This is a genomic window from Alsobacter sp. SYSU BS001988, from assembly GCF_054796215.1.
Map to the genome: position 1 here is coordinate 37,168 of NZ_JBTAMK010000018.1, position 14,271 is coordinate 51,438.

Genomic DNA, 14,271 nt, shown 5'->3' on the forward strand with positions numbered 1-14,271 from the left:
TCCACACCGCAGGTTCCGGACCGCCTGCCACATCGCCACGATCGATTGTTCCTGTTGTGTTCCTATCAGGATCGGGTTAGACGATCAAGGCCGGACTCGTCGCCGCATCAGGATCTCGCCGGACCTGTCGCAGCGGCGTCCTGAGCCCTACATGTGGCGTTCAGACATCCGATCCCGTCGCGCGTCGCCTTCCTCAGGGTGGGCCCCCACGCCTTCAGTGCAATGCAGGTGCCCCCGTATGGCCGCCATCGACGAACTTTTTGATCGCGCCCCCAAAGCTGGACAGGCCTCCGAGACCGGCAGGGGCGCGTCCCAGCGGTGGGCCGACCAGCGGGTGATCGCGATCCGCGGCGCCCGCGAGCACAATCTGAAGAACGTCGACCTGACCATCCCGCGCGACGAGCTCGTGGTGTTCACGGGCCTGTCGGGCTCGGGCAAGTCGTCGCTCGCCTTCGACACCATCTACGCCGAGGGCCAGCGCCGCTACGTCGAGAGCCTGTCGGCCTACGCCCGCCAGTTCCTGGAGATGATGCAGAAGCCCGACGTCGACCAGATCGACGGGCTCTCCCCGGCCATCTCCATCGAGCAGAAGACGACGTCGAAGAATCCGCGCTCGACGGTCGGCACCGTGACCGAGATCTACGACTACATGCGCCTGCTCTGGGCGCGCGTGGGCGTCCCCTACTCGCCGGCGACCGGGCTGCCGATCGAGAGCCAGACCGTGTCGCAGATGGTCGACCGCGTCCTGGCCATGCCGGAGAAGACGCGCCTCTATCTGCTCGCGCCCGTGGTGCGGGGCCGCAAGGGCGAGTACCGCAAGGAGCTGGCCGAGTTCCTGAAGCGCGGCTTCCAGCGCGTGAAGATCGACGGCGAGTTCCACGAGATCGCCGACGCCCCCGCGCTCGACAAGAAGTTCAAGCACGACATCGACGTCGTGGTGGATCGGCTGGTGGTTCGCCCCGACATCGCCTCGCGGCTGGCCGAGAGCTTCGAGACCGCCCTCGACCTGGCCGACGGCATCGCGGTCGTCGAGTTCGCCGACGAGAAGGACGAGAAGGGCGAGCCCCGGCGTCAGGTGTTCTCGTCCAAATTCGCCTGCCCGGTCTCCGGCTTCACCATTCCCGAGATCGAGCCGCGGCTGTTCTCGTTCAACAACCCGTTCGGCGCCTGCCCGACCTGCGACGGCATCGGCCACGAGATGGCGGTCGACCCGGTCCTGATCGTGCCGGACGAGACCCTGACGCTGCGCGGCGGCGCCATCGCGCCCTGGGCCAAGTCGACCTCGCCCTATTACGGACAGACCCTGGCGTCGCTGGCCGACCATTACGGCTTCAAGCTGACGACGAAATGGAAGGACCTGCCGCAGAAGGCGCGCGACGTCATCCTGTACGGCACCGGCTCGGAGAGCGTCCGCTTCGCCTATAACGACGGGCTGCGGGCCTATGAGGTGCGCAAGCCCTTCGAGGGCGTCGTGCGCAACATGGAGCGTCGCTACAAGGAGACGGAGAGCGACTGGGCGCGCGACGAGATCTCGCGCTTCATGTCCGAGACGCCCTGCGCGGCCTGCGGCGGCTTTCGCCTGAAGCCGGAGGCGCTGGCCGTCAAGCTGGCGGGCCAGCACATCGCCGAGGTGTCGCGCCTGTCGGTGAAGGACGCGCACGCCTGGTTCGGCGCGCTGCCGGAGACCCTCAACCCCAAGCAGACGGAGATCGCAGGGCGCATCCTGAAGGAGATCCGCGAGCGCCTGACCTTCCTGCTCGACGTGGGCCTCGAATATCTGACGCTGGCGCGCGCCTCCGGCACGCTCTCGGGCGGCGAGAGCCAGCGCATCCGCCTCGCCTCCCAGATCGGCTCGGGCCTGACGGGGGTGCTCTACGTCCTGGACGAGCCCTCCATCGGCCTGCACCAGCGCGACAACGAGCGCCTGCTGCAGACGCTCAAGCGCCTGCGCGACCTCGGCAACAGCGTCATCGTGGTGGAGCACGACGAGGACGCGATCCTGCAGGCCGACTACGTGGTCGATGTCGGCCCGGGCGCCGGCATCCACGGCGGTCGAATCGTCAGCCAGGGGCGGCCGGCGGAGATCCTCGCCGACAAGAACTCGCTCACCGGGCGCTATCTGAAGGGCGAGCTGTCCGTTCCGGTCCCGGCCAAGCGGCGCAAGCCCCAGAAGGGCCGCATGCTGAAGATCACCGGCGCGCGCGGCAACAACCTCAAGAACGTCACGGCCGAGATTCCGCTGGGGTCCTTCACCTGCGTCACGGGGGTCTCGGGCGGCGGCAAGTCCACCCTGATCATCGACACGCTCTACAAGGCCGTCGCCCGGCGGCTGAACGGGGCCCTGGAGCATCCCGCGCCCTTCGACACGATCGAGGGCCTCGAGCATCTCGACAAGGTCATCGACATCGACCAGTCGCCGATCGGGCGGACGCCGCGGTCCAACCCCGCCACCTATACGGGCGCGTTCACGCCGATCCGCGAATGGTTCGCGGCCCTGCCCGAGGCCAAGGCGCGCGGCTACCTGCCGGGGCGCTTCTCGTTCAACGTCAAGGGCGGCCGCTGCGAGGCCTGCCAGGGCGACGGCGTCATCAAGATCGAGATGCACTTCCTGCCCGACGTCTACGTCACCTGCGACGTGTGCAAGGGCAAGCGCTACGACCGCGAGACGCTCGAGGTGAAGTACCGCGAGAAGTCCATCGCCGACGTGCTCGACATGACGGTCGAGGAGGCGGGCGAGCTGTTCAAGGCCGTGCCGTCGATCCGCGAGAAGATGGAGACGCTGGCCCGCGTCGGCCTCGACTACGTCAAGGTCGGCCAGCAGGCCACGACGCTCTCCGGCGGCGAGGCCCAGCGCGTGAAGCTGTCCAAGGAGCTGTCGCGGCGCTCGACCGGGCGCACCCTCTACATCCTCGACGAGCCCACCACGGGCCTGCATTTCCACGACGTGGCGAAGCTGCTGGAGGTGCTGCACGAGCTCGTCGAGCAGGGCAACACCGTCGTGGTGATCGAGCACAATCTCGAAGTGGTGAAGACCGCCGACTGGGTGCTCGACCTCGGACCCGAGGGCGGCGACGGCGGCGGGACGATCGTGGCCCAGGGCCGGCCCGAGGACATCGTCAAGGCGAAGGCCAGCCACACCGGGCGCTTCCTCAAGGAGGTCCTGGCGCGCCGGCCGCTGAAGGCCGCCAAGCAGGCGGCCGAGTAGGCCCCGCCGGCGACGGCGAGGCGCCGGAACGCCCCGCGCGCCCTGTCGCGGCGGCGTCCGGCGACTGCGCAGGACTCCGTTCACCATGATCTTCGAGCGCAACTGCGGCCGGGCTCGCCCGCCGCAGCGTTGCGCGGCCTGGATGAAGGGTTTTCCTAACCCTGTTCCATCGCGCTTCACACGCGTTCCTGCACGCGGCGCGTGAACGTCGGCCGAATGGCGCAATCTTTCGCCAGCATGCGCCCGAAAAGGCGGCGAGAGCGCCACTTTCATGCCATGCGTCAGTCGCGCATCTCTTAACGATTCCTCTCTCCGCTATGCGTTGACAGAGGGTCGGGCATGTTGCAGCACCCATGGCTGAGCATGGCGGCCAGACGTATATGCGGTGCAGCAAATCGCTGACGCGACGAGCCGCCGGGACCGATACTTTCTCCTGACTGCTCCGCGCCTTACCGCACTGCACAGGAACAAAGCCATGCTGACCGTCAACACCATCTCCAAGCGTCTCCGCAACTGGGCCCGTTATCGCAACACCGTCCGTGAGCTCTCGCAGCTGACCGACCGTGACCTGAGCGATCTCGGCATCTCGCGCGGCGACATTCGCTTCATCGCCAAGAAGCACGCCGTCAAGGCCTGAGCCTCCGGCGAACGATCTCTCTTCGGGAGCTTGATCGATCCCCTCCCCGATCGCTCCCGAGCGCAACGCCCGCCCCTCCCGGCGGGCGTTTTGCGTCGGGCGCCCCCGCGAGGCGTTGCGCGAACCGGCTCGGGCGCCTAGGTTCCGGCGCATGAGCACCCTCGCACCCATCCACGTCGTCGGCGGCGGCCTCGCCGGATCCGAGTCGGCCTGGCAGATCGCCCGGTCCGGCGTCCCGGTCGTGCTGCACGAGATGCGGCCCGTCCGGCCGACGGAGGTCCACAAGACGGACGGCTTGGCGGAGCTGGTCTGCTCCAACTCCTTCCGCTCGGACGACGCCCGGACCAATGCGGTCGGCCTGCTCCACGCCGAGATGCGCCTCCTCGATTCGCTCGTGATGCGCTGCGCCGACGCCCACCAGGTCCCGGCCGGCGGCGCGCTGGCGGTGGACCGGGACGGCTTCTCGGCCGCCGTCACGGCCGCCCTGACGGCGCATCCGCTGATCACGGTGGAGCGCGGCGAGGTCGACGGCCTGCCGCCGGCGGAGTGGGATTCGGTGATCGTCGCCACCGGCCCGCTCACCTCCCCGGCCCTGGCCGAGGCCATCAGGAGCCTCACGGGCGAGAGTTCGCTGGCCTTCTTCGACGCCATCGCGCCGATCGTCCACCGCGACAGCATCGACATGGAGACGGCCTGGTTCCAGTCGCGCTACGACAAGGCCGGCCCCGGCGGCACCGGGGCCGACTACATCAACTGTCCCCTCACGCAGGAGCAGTACGGAGCCTTCATCGACGGCCTGATCGCCGGCGAGAAGACCAGCTTCAAGGACTGGGAGACGAACACGCCCTATTTCGACGGCTGCCTGCCCATCGAGGTGATGGCGGAGCGCGGGCGCGAGACGCTGCGGCACGGCCCGATGAAGCCGTTCGGGCTCACCAATCCGCATCGCGAGGGGCCGGCCGCCAAGGCCTACGCCATCGTGCAGCTGCGCCAGGACAACGCCCTGGGCACCCTCTACAACATGGTCGGCTTCCAGACCAAGCTGAAGCACGCCGAGCAGGTCCGCCTGTTCCGCACCATCCCGGGCCTGCAGAACGCCGAGTTCGCCCGCCTGGGCGGCCTGCACCGCAACACCTATCTCAACTCGCCCGTGACGCTGGACCCTGAGCTGCGGCTCAGGGCCATGCCGCGGCTGCGGTTCGCCGGCCAGATCACAGGCTGCGAGGGTTATGTGGAAAGCGCCGCCATGGGCCTGCTGGCGGGCCGGATGGCGGCCGCCGAGCGGCTCGCCGCGCCGATCGCCCCTCCCCCGCCCACCACCGCGATGGGGGCGCTCCTCAACCACATCACCGGCGGGCATATCGAGACGATCGACGACGGCCCGCCTTCCTTCCAGCCGATGAACGTGAATTTCGGCCTGTTCCCGCCCTTGGCCGAGGCGCCGACGAGCGAGGACGGCAAGCGTCTGCGCGGAACCGCCAAGGCCATCGCCCGCAAGACCGCGCTGACGACGCGGGCGCTCAACGACATGCGCGGCTGGGCGGAAAACCCCGGCGCGACCCTTCGGGCCGCGGAGTAGCCCTCAGCGGGCCCGGCGCGAGGCGAGCCAGAGCGTCAGGAAGCGGCGCAGCGGCGACAGCTCGGCCGGGGTCTGGAAGGGATTCGCGCCGGCCGCCTCCAGCTTGCGCAGATAGGGCTCGACCAGCGCCGCCGGCGCGATCGCGCCCCGCACGGCGGGAGCGGCGGCGTCCGCCGCAGCCTCGGCCTGGCGGAGATGCTGACGGGCGAGCGCGCGAAGATCCGCCAGCACGGCGCGCAGCGGCTCGCCGGCGTCGCGGGCCAGCACCATCGCGCGGGTGAGGCCATGGCGCGCCATGAGGTCGGCGGGAAGGAACACCTGCCCGCGGGCGGTCGTCCAGGGCAGCGCCCGCAGCAGGCCCACGATGGCGTAGGCGACGCCCGCATGGCCCACGGCGTCCGCCCCGCCGGGGTCCTGGCCGTCAGCCAGGATCAGGCTCGCGAGCCGCATCAGCGCCGAAGAGGTCTCCCCCGCATAGCCCTCCAGATCGCCCACCGACGGCATGGGATCGTCATAGAGGTCGAAGGTGCGCGCCTCGATCAGGTCCAGCAGCGCGGAGCGGGGCAGGCGGTAGCGCGCGATCGCAGCTCCCAGCGCGGCTGCGACGGGGTGGCCGCTCGCCTCCATGGCGTCGCCGGCCAGGAGGTCGCGCCAGTATTGCAGGCGCATTTCGCCGGGCAGCGGCTCGGACACCGCCTCGCGGACGCGGCTCACCTCGACATTGAAGGCGTAGAGCGCCAGCAGCGCCGGGCGATGCGCCTCCGGCGCGAACAGGGTCGCCACATAACGGTCGCGGTCGTGCTCGCGCACGAGGTCCGCCACGACGTCGACCCCTGCGGCGCCCTGCCCGGTCTCCACCTCAGGGGACCGCGATCAGGGCGGCGCCGACGCTGCGGTTCTCCGCCAGCATGATGTTGTAGGTGCGGGCGGCCGCGCCGGTCTGCATGACGTCGATGCGGATGCGGGCGTCCTTGAAGCGCCAGCGCAGGCGCTCGGGAAGGGGGGCGACGTCGAGCCCGGTGCCGATCAGCAGCACTTCGGGCGGCGCCTCCTCGGCGAAGACCGGCTCGAAGGCGGAGGTCGTCAGCTCGGACGGCGCCGTGACCGCCCAGGCGCGGATGCCGGAGGGCAGCGCCAGGATCGAGCCGCGGTGCGACATGTCGGCGAAGCGGAACCCGCCATTGCCGTAGGCGTCGAGCAGATGGCGGCCCGGCACGAAGCCTTCGTAGCGGGCGCCGCCGCTCATTGCGCCGGCCGCTCCGCCGGCCCGCGCACGCGGTTGGCGGCCTTGGCCGCGGGCTTTCCCGCCGGCTCGGCGGCGGCCGGGGCCTCGGCCCCGACCTTGAGGCCGAGATAGATCAGCACCGGCGCGGCGATGAAGATCGACGAATAGGTGCCGATCACGACGCCGAAGATCATCGCCCAGGAGAAGCTCGAGATCACCTGGCCGCCGAACAGCACCAGCGCCAGCAGCGCCAGCGTGGTCGTGACCGAGGTCATGATGGTGCGCGACAGCGTCGAGTTGATCGACAGGTCGAGCAGGTCCTCCACGGGCATCTTCTTGTAGCGCCGCAGCAGCTCGCGGATCCGGTCGAACACCACGACCGTGTCGTTCAGCGAATAGCCGACGATGGTCAGGATCGCGGCGATCGAGGTCATGTTGAACTCGATCTGCGTGATGGCGAAGAAGCCGATGGTGAGCACCAGGTCGTGCAGCGTCGCGATTACCGCCCCGACGGCGAACTGCCACTCGAACCGGAACCACAGATAGATCAGCACGCCCACGATGGAGAGCACGACGCCGAGCGTGCCGGACTGGACGAGTTCGCCCGACACGCGCGGCCCCACCACCTCGACGCGCCGGAAGTCGTAGTCCTTCTCGAAGGCGGTGCGGACGCGCTCCTGCGCGGACTGCTGCGCCCGCTCGCGATCCTGCTGGTTCGCGCCCGGCTGCAGCCCGAAGCGGATGGACACGTCGCCGCGCTCGCCGAATTCCTGCACCTCCACTTCGCCCACATTGAGCTCGTTGGCGGTGGCGCGCACGGCCCCGATGTCCGACTTGCCGGACTTCGCCTGCATCTCGATCAGGGTGCCGCCGGTGAAGTCGATGCCGAAATTCATGCTCACGAAGAAGAAGCACAGCACCGCGACGACCGACAGGAGCGCCGAGAACGGGAAGCTCACCCGCCGGAAGCTCATGAACGGGAACTTGGTGTCGTCCGGGATGATCCGCAGAAGTCTCATGTCTCTCTCCTGCGTCAGAACGGCAGCTTGTTCGGCTTGGCCGAGCGATACCACAGGGCGATCATCATCCGGGTCATCGTCACCGCCGTGACGACGGTCGTCACGATGCCGAGGATGAGCGTCACCGCGAAGCCCTTCACCGGGCCGGAGCCCAGGAAGAACAGGATCGCGGCGGCGATGAACATCGTCACGTTGGAATCGATGATGGTCGCGAAGGCGCGCTGGAAGCCCGCCTCCAGCGAGGAAATCATGGAGCGGCCGCCCCTCGCCTCCTCGCGGATGCGCTCATAGATCAGCACGTTGGAATCGACCGCCGTCCCGATGGTCAGCACGATGCCGGCGATGCCGGGCAACGTCAGCGTCGAGCCGATCAGCGACATCAGCGCGAAGATCAGGATCACGTGGACGGCCAGCGCGATGTTGGCGAAGAGGCCGAACAGCCCATAGGTCACGAACATGAAGCCGACGACCAGCACGGTGGCCACATAGGAGGCCTTCTTGCCGGCGTCGATGGAGTCCTGTCCCAGGCCGGGGCCGACGGTCCGCTCCTCCACGATGGTCAGCGGCGCCGGCAGCGCGCCGGCGCGCAGCAGGATGGCGAGATTGTTGGCCGCCTCGACGGTGAAACGGCCCGAGATCTGGCCCTGCCCGCCGGTGATCGGCTGCAGCACGCGCGGCGCCGAGATCACCTTCTTGTCCAGCACGATGGCCAGCGCCCGGCCGACCGACTCGGTGGTGACCTGCCCGAAGCGCTGGGCCCCGCGGATGTTGAACTTGAAGTTCACGATCGGCTCGCCGGTGCGCTGGTCGAAGCCGGGCTGGGCGTCGATCAGGTCTTCGCCCTGCACGATGACGCGCTTCTCCACCGGCATCATGGCGCCGCCCTCCTCCTGGGAAGGCAGCTGCTCGACGTCGCCCGGAGGGGCGCCGGGGTCGGCCACGAGCCTGAATTCGAGCTGCGCGGTGGTGCCCAGGATCTCCTTCAGCTTGCGCGGATCCTGCAGTCCCGGCACCTGGACGAGGATGCGGTCCACGCCCTGGCGCTGGATGTTCGGCTCGGTCGTGCCGAGCGCGTCGACGCGGCGGCGCAGAACCTCGATGGCCTGGTCGATGGCCTTGCGCACCCGTTCGCTCACGCCGGCCTCGGTGACCGTCATGGTGATCAGGCCGTCCGGCTGGTCGACGATCTCGACGGAGCTCTGCCCGCCTCCCTGGCCGAAGATCCCGCCCGCCGGCTGCGCCAGCTCGCGCAGGCGCGGCAGCAGCCTCGCCCGCTCGGCCGGGTCGGAGACCCGGACCGTCACACCGCGCGCCTGCACGCCGATGCCGCCGGCCAGCGCGATCTTCTCCTCGCGCAGGAGGCGGCGCACGTCGTCGCGCAGCGTGTTGACCTGGCCGCGCATGACGGCCTGCGAATCCACCTCGAGGAGAACGTGCGACCCGCCCTGCAGGTCGAGACCCAGCACGATCGCCTGGTGCGGGATGATCCAGCGCGGCAGGAACGAGGGGATCGACTGCTCGATGCTCTTGCGCGTGTCCGCGGGAAGCAGGCTCGGCATGGCGTAGAGCACGCCGAACAGGACGATGAGCAGAACGCCGATGGTCTTCGATCGTGAAAAGCGTAGCATCGTGTCGGGTCGTTTCCTGAGGCGTCAGGGGCGGCGACGGGCTGCGCCGGCTGCGCCGCTCGCCAATCCGGTAAGGGCGACGGACCTCGCCGCCGCGGGCGCGAGGTCTCAGGCGGCCTTGACGGGCTCGCCCTTGGCGCGAACCTCGGCGATCATCGCACGAACGGCGCGAACCCGCACGCCTTCCGCGATCTCGATCTCCATTTCGGGATCATCGCTCGCCTTGGTGACGCGGCCGATCAGTCCCCCGTTCATCACCACCGTGTCGCCGCGGCGCACGTTCTTGATGAGATCCTGATGCTCCTTCGCCCGGCGCTGCTGGGGCCGGATGATCAGGAAATACATGATCACGAAGATCAGCAGGAACGGGACGAGCTGGACGACCATGTCCATCCCACCCGTGGCTCCGGCGGTCTGGGCGAATGCTGGCGTGATCACGGGGAGAACCTCCGCACGGGAAAAAGGCCCCACGTCCCGCCGGTGCGGCGGGGGGAGCCGGAAAAGTGGCGCGGACTATAGCCACGGGCCGGCGGAAAGCAAATGCCGCGACGGGCGGCCCGCCAGCGGCCCCGCCCGGGCGCCTCATGGCGGGATGACACGATGCGCGCGCCTCATTAGACAGGGGCGCGCCGTCGTCTTGCGCCAGCCTGCAGGTTCTGTCCAGCCATGTCCCGTCCCGCTATGCCCGATACCCGTCCGACCGCGTCCGTCGGCCCGGAAACCGCCGTTTTCACCGCCGAACAGGCCGCCCTGCTGGCGCGCATCGCCGGAGCGCTGGACCGCATGGCCCCTCCCCGGCCGGAGCGGCCGGACTTCGCCGCCGCGGACGCCTTTGTCTGGAGGCCGCTTCCGGCCGGGCTTGTGCCGGTCCCGAAGGTGAACCGGGTCGACATGGTGCTGCTGAAGGGCATCGACCGGGCGCGCGACACGCTTTTGGAGAACACCGCCCGATTCGCCCGCGGGCTGCCCGCCAACAACGCCCTGCTCTGGGGCGCCCGCGGCATGGGCAAGTCGTCGCTGGTCAAGGCCGCGCATGCGCAGGTCAATCTCGACAGGGCCGGCCAGGGCGGGACGCCGTTGAAGCTGGTGGAGATCCATCGCGAGGACATCGACAGCCTGCCCCTGCTGATGGAGATGGTGCGCGAGGCGCCGTTCCGCTTCGTCGTGTTCTGCGACGACCTCTCCTTCGACGGCGACGACACGTCCTACAAGTCGCTGAAGGCCGTGCTCGAGGGCGGCATCGAGGGCCGGCCCGACAATGTCGTGTTCTACGCCACCTCCAACCGCCGCCATCTGCTGCCGCGCGACATGATGGAGAACGAGCGCTCGACGGCCATCAACCCCGGCGAGGCCATAGAGGAGAAGATCTCCCTGTCCGACCGCTTCGGCCTGTGGCTCGGCTTCCACAAATGCAGCCAGGACGAGTTCCTGGCCATGGTGGAGGGCTACGCCCAGCATTACGGCCTGGACGTCGCCGATCCCGAGGCGATGCGCCATGACGCGCTGGAGTGGTCGATCACCCGGGCCTCCCGCTCGGGCCGCACCGCCTGGCAGTTCATCCAGGACCTCGCGGGCCGCCTCGGCAAGACGCTCTGAGGCGCTCGGCGGGCCGGCCCCGGCCCTTGCAAACGAAAGCGGGCGGCGCCCGACGCACCGCCCGCCTACGACCGATCAGCCTACGTGTCTCGCGGATGCTGATCGACTTTCCGTGGTCTCGGATCGTGGCCGGTCAGTTGCCGGCCACGCCGGTCAGTTGCCGGCCACGCCGGTCAGTTGCCGGCCACGCCGGTCAGTTGCCGGCCACGCCGGTCAGTTGCCGGCCAGATGGGGCATGGGATCGACCGGGGTCGAGCCCTTGCGCAGCTCGAAGTGCAGCTGCGGGGACGAGACGTTGCCGGACTGCCCGGACAGGGCGAGGAGCTGGCCGCGGGCGATCTTGTCGCCGCGCTTCACCTTCAGCTCGCCGTTATGGGCGTAGGCGGAGACCCAGCCGTCGGGGTGGCGCACCAGGACGAGGTTGCCGTAGCCCTTCAGCTCGTTGCCCGCATAGGCCACCTCGCCGCCTTCGGCCGCCTTCACGGGCGTGCCCTCCGGCAGGGAGATGTTGATGCCGTCATTGCCGCCGCTCTTGTTGTAGCCGGTGATGATGCGGCCGCGGGCGGGCCAGCGGAACTCGGAGCCGCCGCGCCCCGCCGGAGCGATGCTGGCCGTCTCGGCCGGCTCGGCCTTGGCGGCCGGCGCCGCAGCGGGAGCCGCGACCGGGGCCGGCGCCTGCACGGCGGCCGGAGCGGCGACCGCGACCTTGGCCGGCGCCTCGACGGCCTTGGCCGGCTTGACGGGAGCGGGCTTGACGACGGCGGCGGCCGGAGCCGGGGCCGGGGCGGCCGCCACGACCGCAGGCTTGGCGGCGGCGACGGGCGCCGGGACCTTGGCGACGGTCTTGGCCGGCTCCGGCTTCGCCAGGGCCTTGGGCTCGACCTTGGCGGCCTCGACCTTGCGCTCGGGCTTGGCGGCGGCGATGCGCGCCGGCGCGGCGGGCGCAGGCGCGGCGTCCTCCTGGGCGGCGGCCTGCTTCGCCTGGGCCGCCTTGGCGCCCTGGACGAGCTGCATGCGCGCCTTTCCGGGCGCCGCCTTCGGGGCGGCCGCGACCGCCTGGGGCTGCGGAGCCGGCGCCGGCTGGGCGGACGGCGCGGCGGCGCGGGACGGAGCCGGCGCGCTGGCGACGTGCGGCGCGGCCGGGGCCGCGGCGCCCGCCGCGTTGTAGACCGGGATGACCAGCTGGGACCCGGGCGCGGGCCGGGCGCCGGGCGCGATGCCGTTGGCCGAGCGGATCGCCGCCTCGGGGACGCCGTAGCGGTTCGACAGGGTGGTGATCGTCTCACCCTGCCCCAGCGCCACCGTGGAGCCGCCCTGCGCAGTCCAGCCCTTGGGGCCGCCCGTGGCGGGAAGGCCGGCCGGCGCCGCGTTCATCGTCCTGACCGGCGCGGCGGCCATGGGGGCGGCGGCGGGCGCCGAGGCGATCGGAGCGGAGGCGACCGGAGCCGGAAGCGGCGCCGACGACACCTGCCCGGCGGGAGCCACCCCGTGGAAGGACTGCGCCTGCTTGGCGCGGCCGTCAGCCTGGGTCCGCGCCGGGCCTACGCTGCCGGTGGCGCCGGGATCGAGGCGCGCCGAGCTGGAGAAGGGATTCTGGAAGGGATTGTCCGCGAAACGCATCGTTTCGGAACTGCAGGCCGCCGCTGCGCCGCCCACCAGGCACACAACCAGCAGGCGGGGGACCGAACGCACGGCGACGGAACCAGGACGCACACGCATGACACAACCCACTCAGAACAGCCACAAGTCGAAATCCGTGATGACGATTAAAGGGCTGTTGGGGTTAAGAAAGCGTTCTGGTCGGAGCGATTGCGCCTCTTTGATTCACTATAACGACGCCGGGCGGCGCGTCTCTCCAAGCAACGCGACAGTCATCCGAAGAGGAGACCGCGCCTCACAGCGCCTGCGCGACGCCCACCATCAGCGCCGGCAGCGCGAGCGGTCCGATCACCACCCGCGCGAGTTCGTCCATGGTCGCCCCGCGCGCATAGCGCACCAGCGAGGATCTGGACGCCGAGCGCTCGACCGCCACGATGCGGCCGGTGGGCGCCAGTTGAGCCACGAGCGCCGGCGGGATCTCGGAGACGGCCGCGTGGATCAGGATCCGGTCATAGGGAGCGCCTGCGTCCCAGCCGTTCCGCCCGTCCGCGTGCCGGACGACGACATTGCCGACGCCCAGCGCGTCGAGCCGCCCCTGCGCCTCGATGGCCAGCGACCGGTACCGCTCGACCGAGACCACCTCCCCGGCGAGCTTGCCCAGGATGGCGGCGCCGTAGCCTGAGCCTGTCCCCACCTCCAGCACCCGATGCTCGGGCCGCACGTCGAGCGCGATGATCATCTCGGCCATCACCGAGGGCGCCAGCGTCGACTGACCGCAGGCGATCGGCAGGGACACGTCGGTCATGGCGAGGTCGATGAAGCGCTGCGGCACGAAGCGGCTGCGCGGGACGGTCTCGAAGGCGCTCAGGACCCGCGTGTCGCGCAGGCCCTTCGCCCGGAGCGCGAGCAGGAACACGATGCGGGCCTCGGCCCCATGGTGTTCCAGCGGCTGGCCACGCCCGTCCTGTTCACGCCCCACGGGGCCCTCGGCGACGGACATGGGGGGCCGCCCGCCTCAGCGGCCGAAGAGCTGCGCGTAGCGCGTCAGCGTGGGCTCGTCGGTGAGGTCGATGCGCAGCGGCGTCACGGAGATCTTCCGGTGCGCGAGCGCGTGCAGGTCGGAGCCGTTCTCCAGCTCGTATTTGCCGCGCACGAAGCCGATCCAGTAATAGGGGATCGCCCGTCCGTCGGCGCGCTCCTCGATGCGCAGCAGCTCCTGCGAGCGCCAGCCCTGCGTGCCGGTGACGACCTCCAGCTCCACGCCGGGCTCGCAATGGGGGAAGTTCACGTTGACCAGCACGCCCTTGGGGATGCCGGCCTCCAGCACCTTGCGGATGATCGCCGGCGCCTGGCGCTCGCCGACCTCCCACGAGATGCTGTCGCGCCCGTTCGGCCCATAGGCCTGCGACAACGCCACCGCCGGGATGCCCAGGATCGTGGCCTCGATGGCGGCCGCCACGGTGCCCGAGTAGGTCACGTCCTCGGCGACGTTCTGGCCCTTGTTGACGCCCGACAGCACCAGGTCGGGCTTGCGGTCCTTCAGGATGTGCCGAACGCCCATGATGACGCAGTCGGTGGGCGTGCCCTTCACGGCGAAGCGGCGCTCGTCCACCTGCCGCAGGCGCAGCGGGTCGTTCAGCGACAGCGAATGGGCCACGCCGGACTGGTCCGTCTCCGGCGCGACGACCCAGACGTCGTCCGACAGCGCGCGCGCCACCGCCTCGCAGACCTTCAGGCCGGGGGCGTGGACGCCGTCGTCGTTGGTCACCAGGATCCGCATGGG

Annotated in this window: 12 protein-coding genes; 4 read left to right on the forward strand and 8 right to left on the reverse strand. The window is 70.1% G+C overall.

The genetic code is table 11. From position 1 onward, the window contains the following. Positions 1-238: 238 nt before the first annotated feature. From uvrA to trmFO, 3 genes are all read left to right on the forward strand, one after another. The gene (gene uvrA / locus ACYVO7_RS22600; RefSeq protein ID WP_460452029.1) at positions 239-3,205 is read left to right on the forward strand and encodes an excinuclease ABC subunit UvrA; all 2,967 of its coding nucleotides are present in this window, start codon (positions 239-241) and stop codon (positions 3,203-3,205) included. 475 nt (positions 3,206-3,680) lie between these two features. Beyond that, entirely contained in the window at positions 3,681-3,842 is a 162-nt protein-coding gene (locus tag ACYVO7_RS22605) for a DUF1127 domain-containing protein (protein WP_406858345.1), read from the forward strand. A 151-nt stretch (positions 3,843-3,993) separates the two neighbouring features. Continuing rightward, complete coding sequence (gene trmFO / locus ACYVO7_RS22610; protein ID WP_460452030.1) at positions 3,994-5,421, forward strand: methylenetetrahydrofolate--tRNA-(uracil(54)-C(5))-methyltransferase (FADH(2)-oxidizing) TrmFO; 1,428 nt, start codon at positions 3,994-3,996, stop codon at positions 5,419-5,421. Positions 5,422-5,424: 3 nt separating this feature from the next. Here trmFO and ACYVO7_RS22615 read toward each other — a convergent pair whose 3' ends face one another. The 5 genes from ACYVO7_RS22615 to yajC all read right to left on the reverse strand — a co-directional run bounded on the left by ACYVO7_RS22615 (position 5,425) and on the right by yajC (position 9,731). Next, complete coding sequence (locus ACYVO7_RS22615; RefSeq protein WP_460452031.1) at positions 5,425-6,279, reverse strand: phytoene/squalene synthase family protein; 855 nt, start codon at positions 6,277-6,279, stop codon at positions 5,425-5,427. 1 nt (position 6,280) lies between these two features. Next, positions 6,281-6,667 (reverse strand): Mth938-like domain-containing protein, encoded by a 387-nt coding sequence (locus tag ACYVO7_RS22620; protein ID WP_460452032.1) that lies wholly within the window; start codon positions 6,665-6,667, stop codon positions 6,281-6,283. Then, on the reverse strand, positions 6,664-7,665 hold the full coding sequence (secF, locus tag ACYVO7_RS22625) for a protein translocase subunit SecF (RefSeq protein WP_460452033.1): 1,002 nt from the start codon (positions 7,663-7,665) through the stop codon (positions 6,664-6,666). Before secF ends, ACYVO7_RS22620 begins: the two co-directional genes overlap by 4 nt. 14 nt (positions 7,666-7,679) lie before the next feature. After that, on the reverse strand, positions 7,680-9,293 hold the full coding sequence (secD, locus tag ACYVO7_RS22630; protein ID WP_460452034.1) for a protein translocase subunit SecD: 1,614 nt from the start codon (positions 9,291-9,293) through the stop codon (positions 7,680-7,682). A 108-nt stretch (positions 9,294-9,401) separates the two neighbouring features. Continuing rightward, a complete protein-coding gene (gene yajC / locus ACYVO7_RS22635) occupies positions 9,402-9,731 on the reverse strand; it encodes a preprotein translocase subunit YajC (RefSeq protein ID WP_460452035.1) in 330 nt (109 codons plus the stop codon). A gap of 243 nt (positions 9,732-9,974) precedes the next feature. Between yajC and ACYVO7_RS22640 the strand changes: the two genes are divergently transcribed. After that, positions 9,975-10,889, forward strand: a complete 915-nt coding sequence (locus tag ACYVO7_RS22640) for an ATP-binding protein (RefSeq protein ID WP_460452080.1) — start codon at positions 9,975-9,977, stop codon at positions 10,887-10,889. 213 nt (positions 10,890-11,102) lie between these two features. On the opposite strand, the gene ACYVO7_RS22645 is transcribed toward ACYVO7_RS22640, so the two are convergent. From ACYVO7_RS22645 to surE, 3 genes are all read right to left on the reverse strand, one after another. After that, the gene (locus tag ACYVO7_RS22645) at positions 11,103-12,509 is read right to left on the reverse strand and encodes a peptidoglycan DD-metalloendopeptidase family protein (RefSeq protein ID WP_460452036.1); all 1,407 of its coding nucleotides are present in this window, start codon (positions 12,507-12,509) and stop codon (positions 11,103-11,105) included. A 274-nt stretch (positions 12,510-12,783) separates the two neighbouring features. Then, positions 12,784-13,488, reverse strand: a complete 705-nt coding sequence (locus tag ACYVO7_RS22650; RefSeq protein ID WP_460452037.1) for a protein-L-isoaspartate(D-aspartate) O-methyltransferase — start codon at positions 13,486-13,488, stop codon at positions 12,784-12,786. Positions 13,489-13,503: 15 nt separating this feature from the next. Continuing rightward, positions 13,504-14,268 carry a 5'/3'-nucleotidase SurE gene (gene surE / locus ACYVO7_RS22655; RefSeq protein WP_406858355.1) on the reverse strand — a complete coding sequence of 255 codons (765 nt, stop codon included), beginning with the start codon at positions 14,266-14,268 and terminating at the stop codon, positions 13,504-13,506. Between the last annotated feature and the right edge of the window lie 3 nt (positions 14,269-14,271).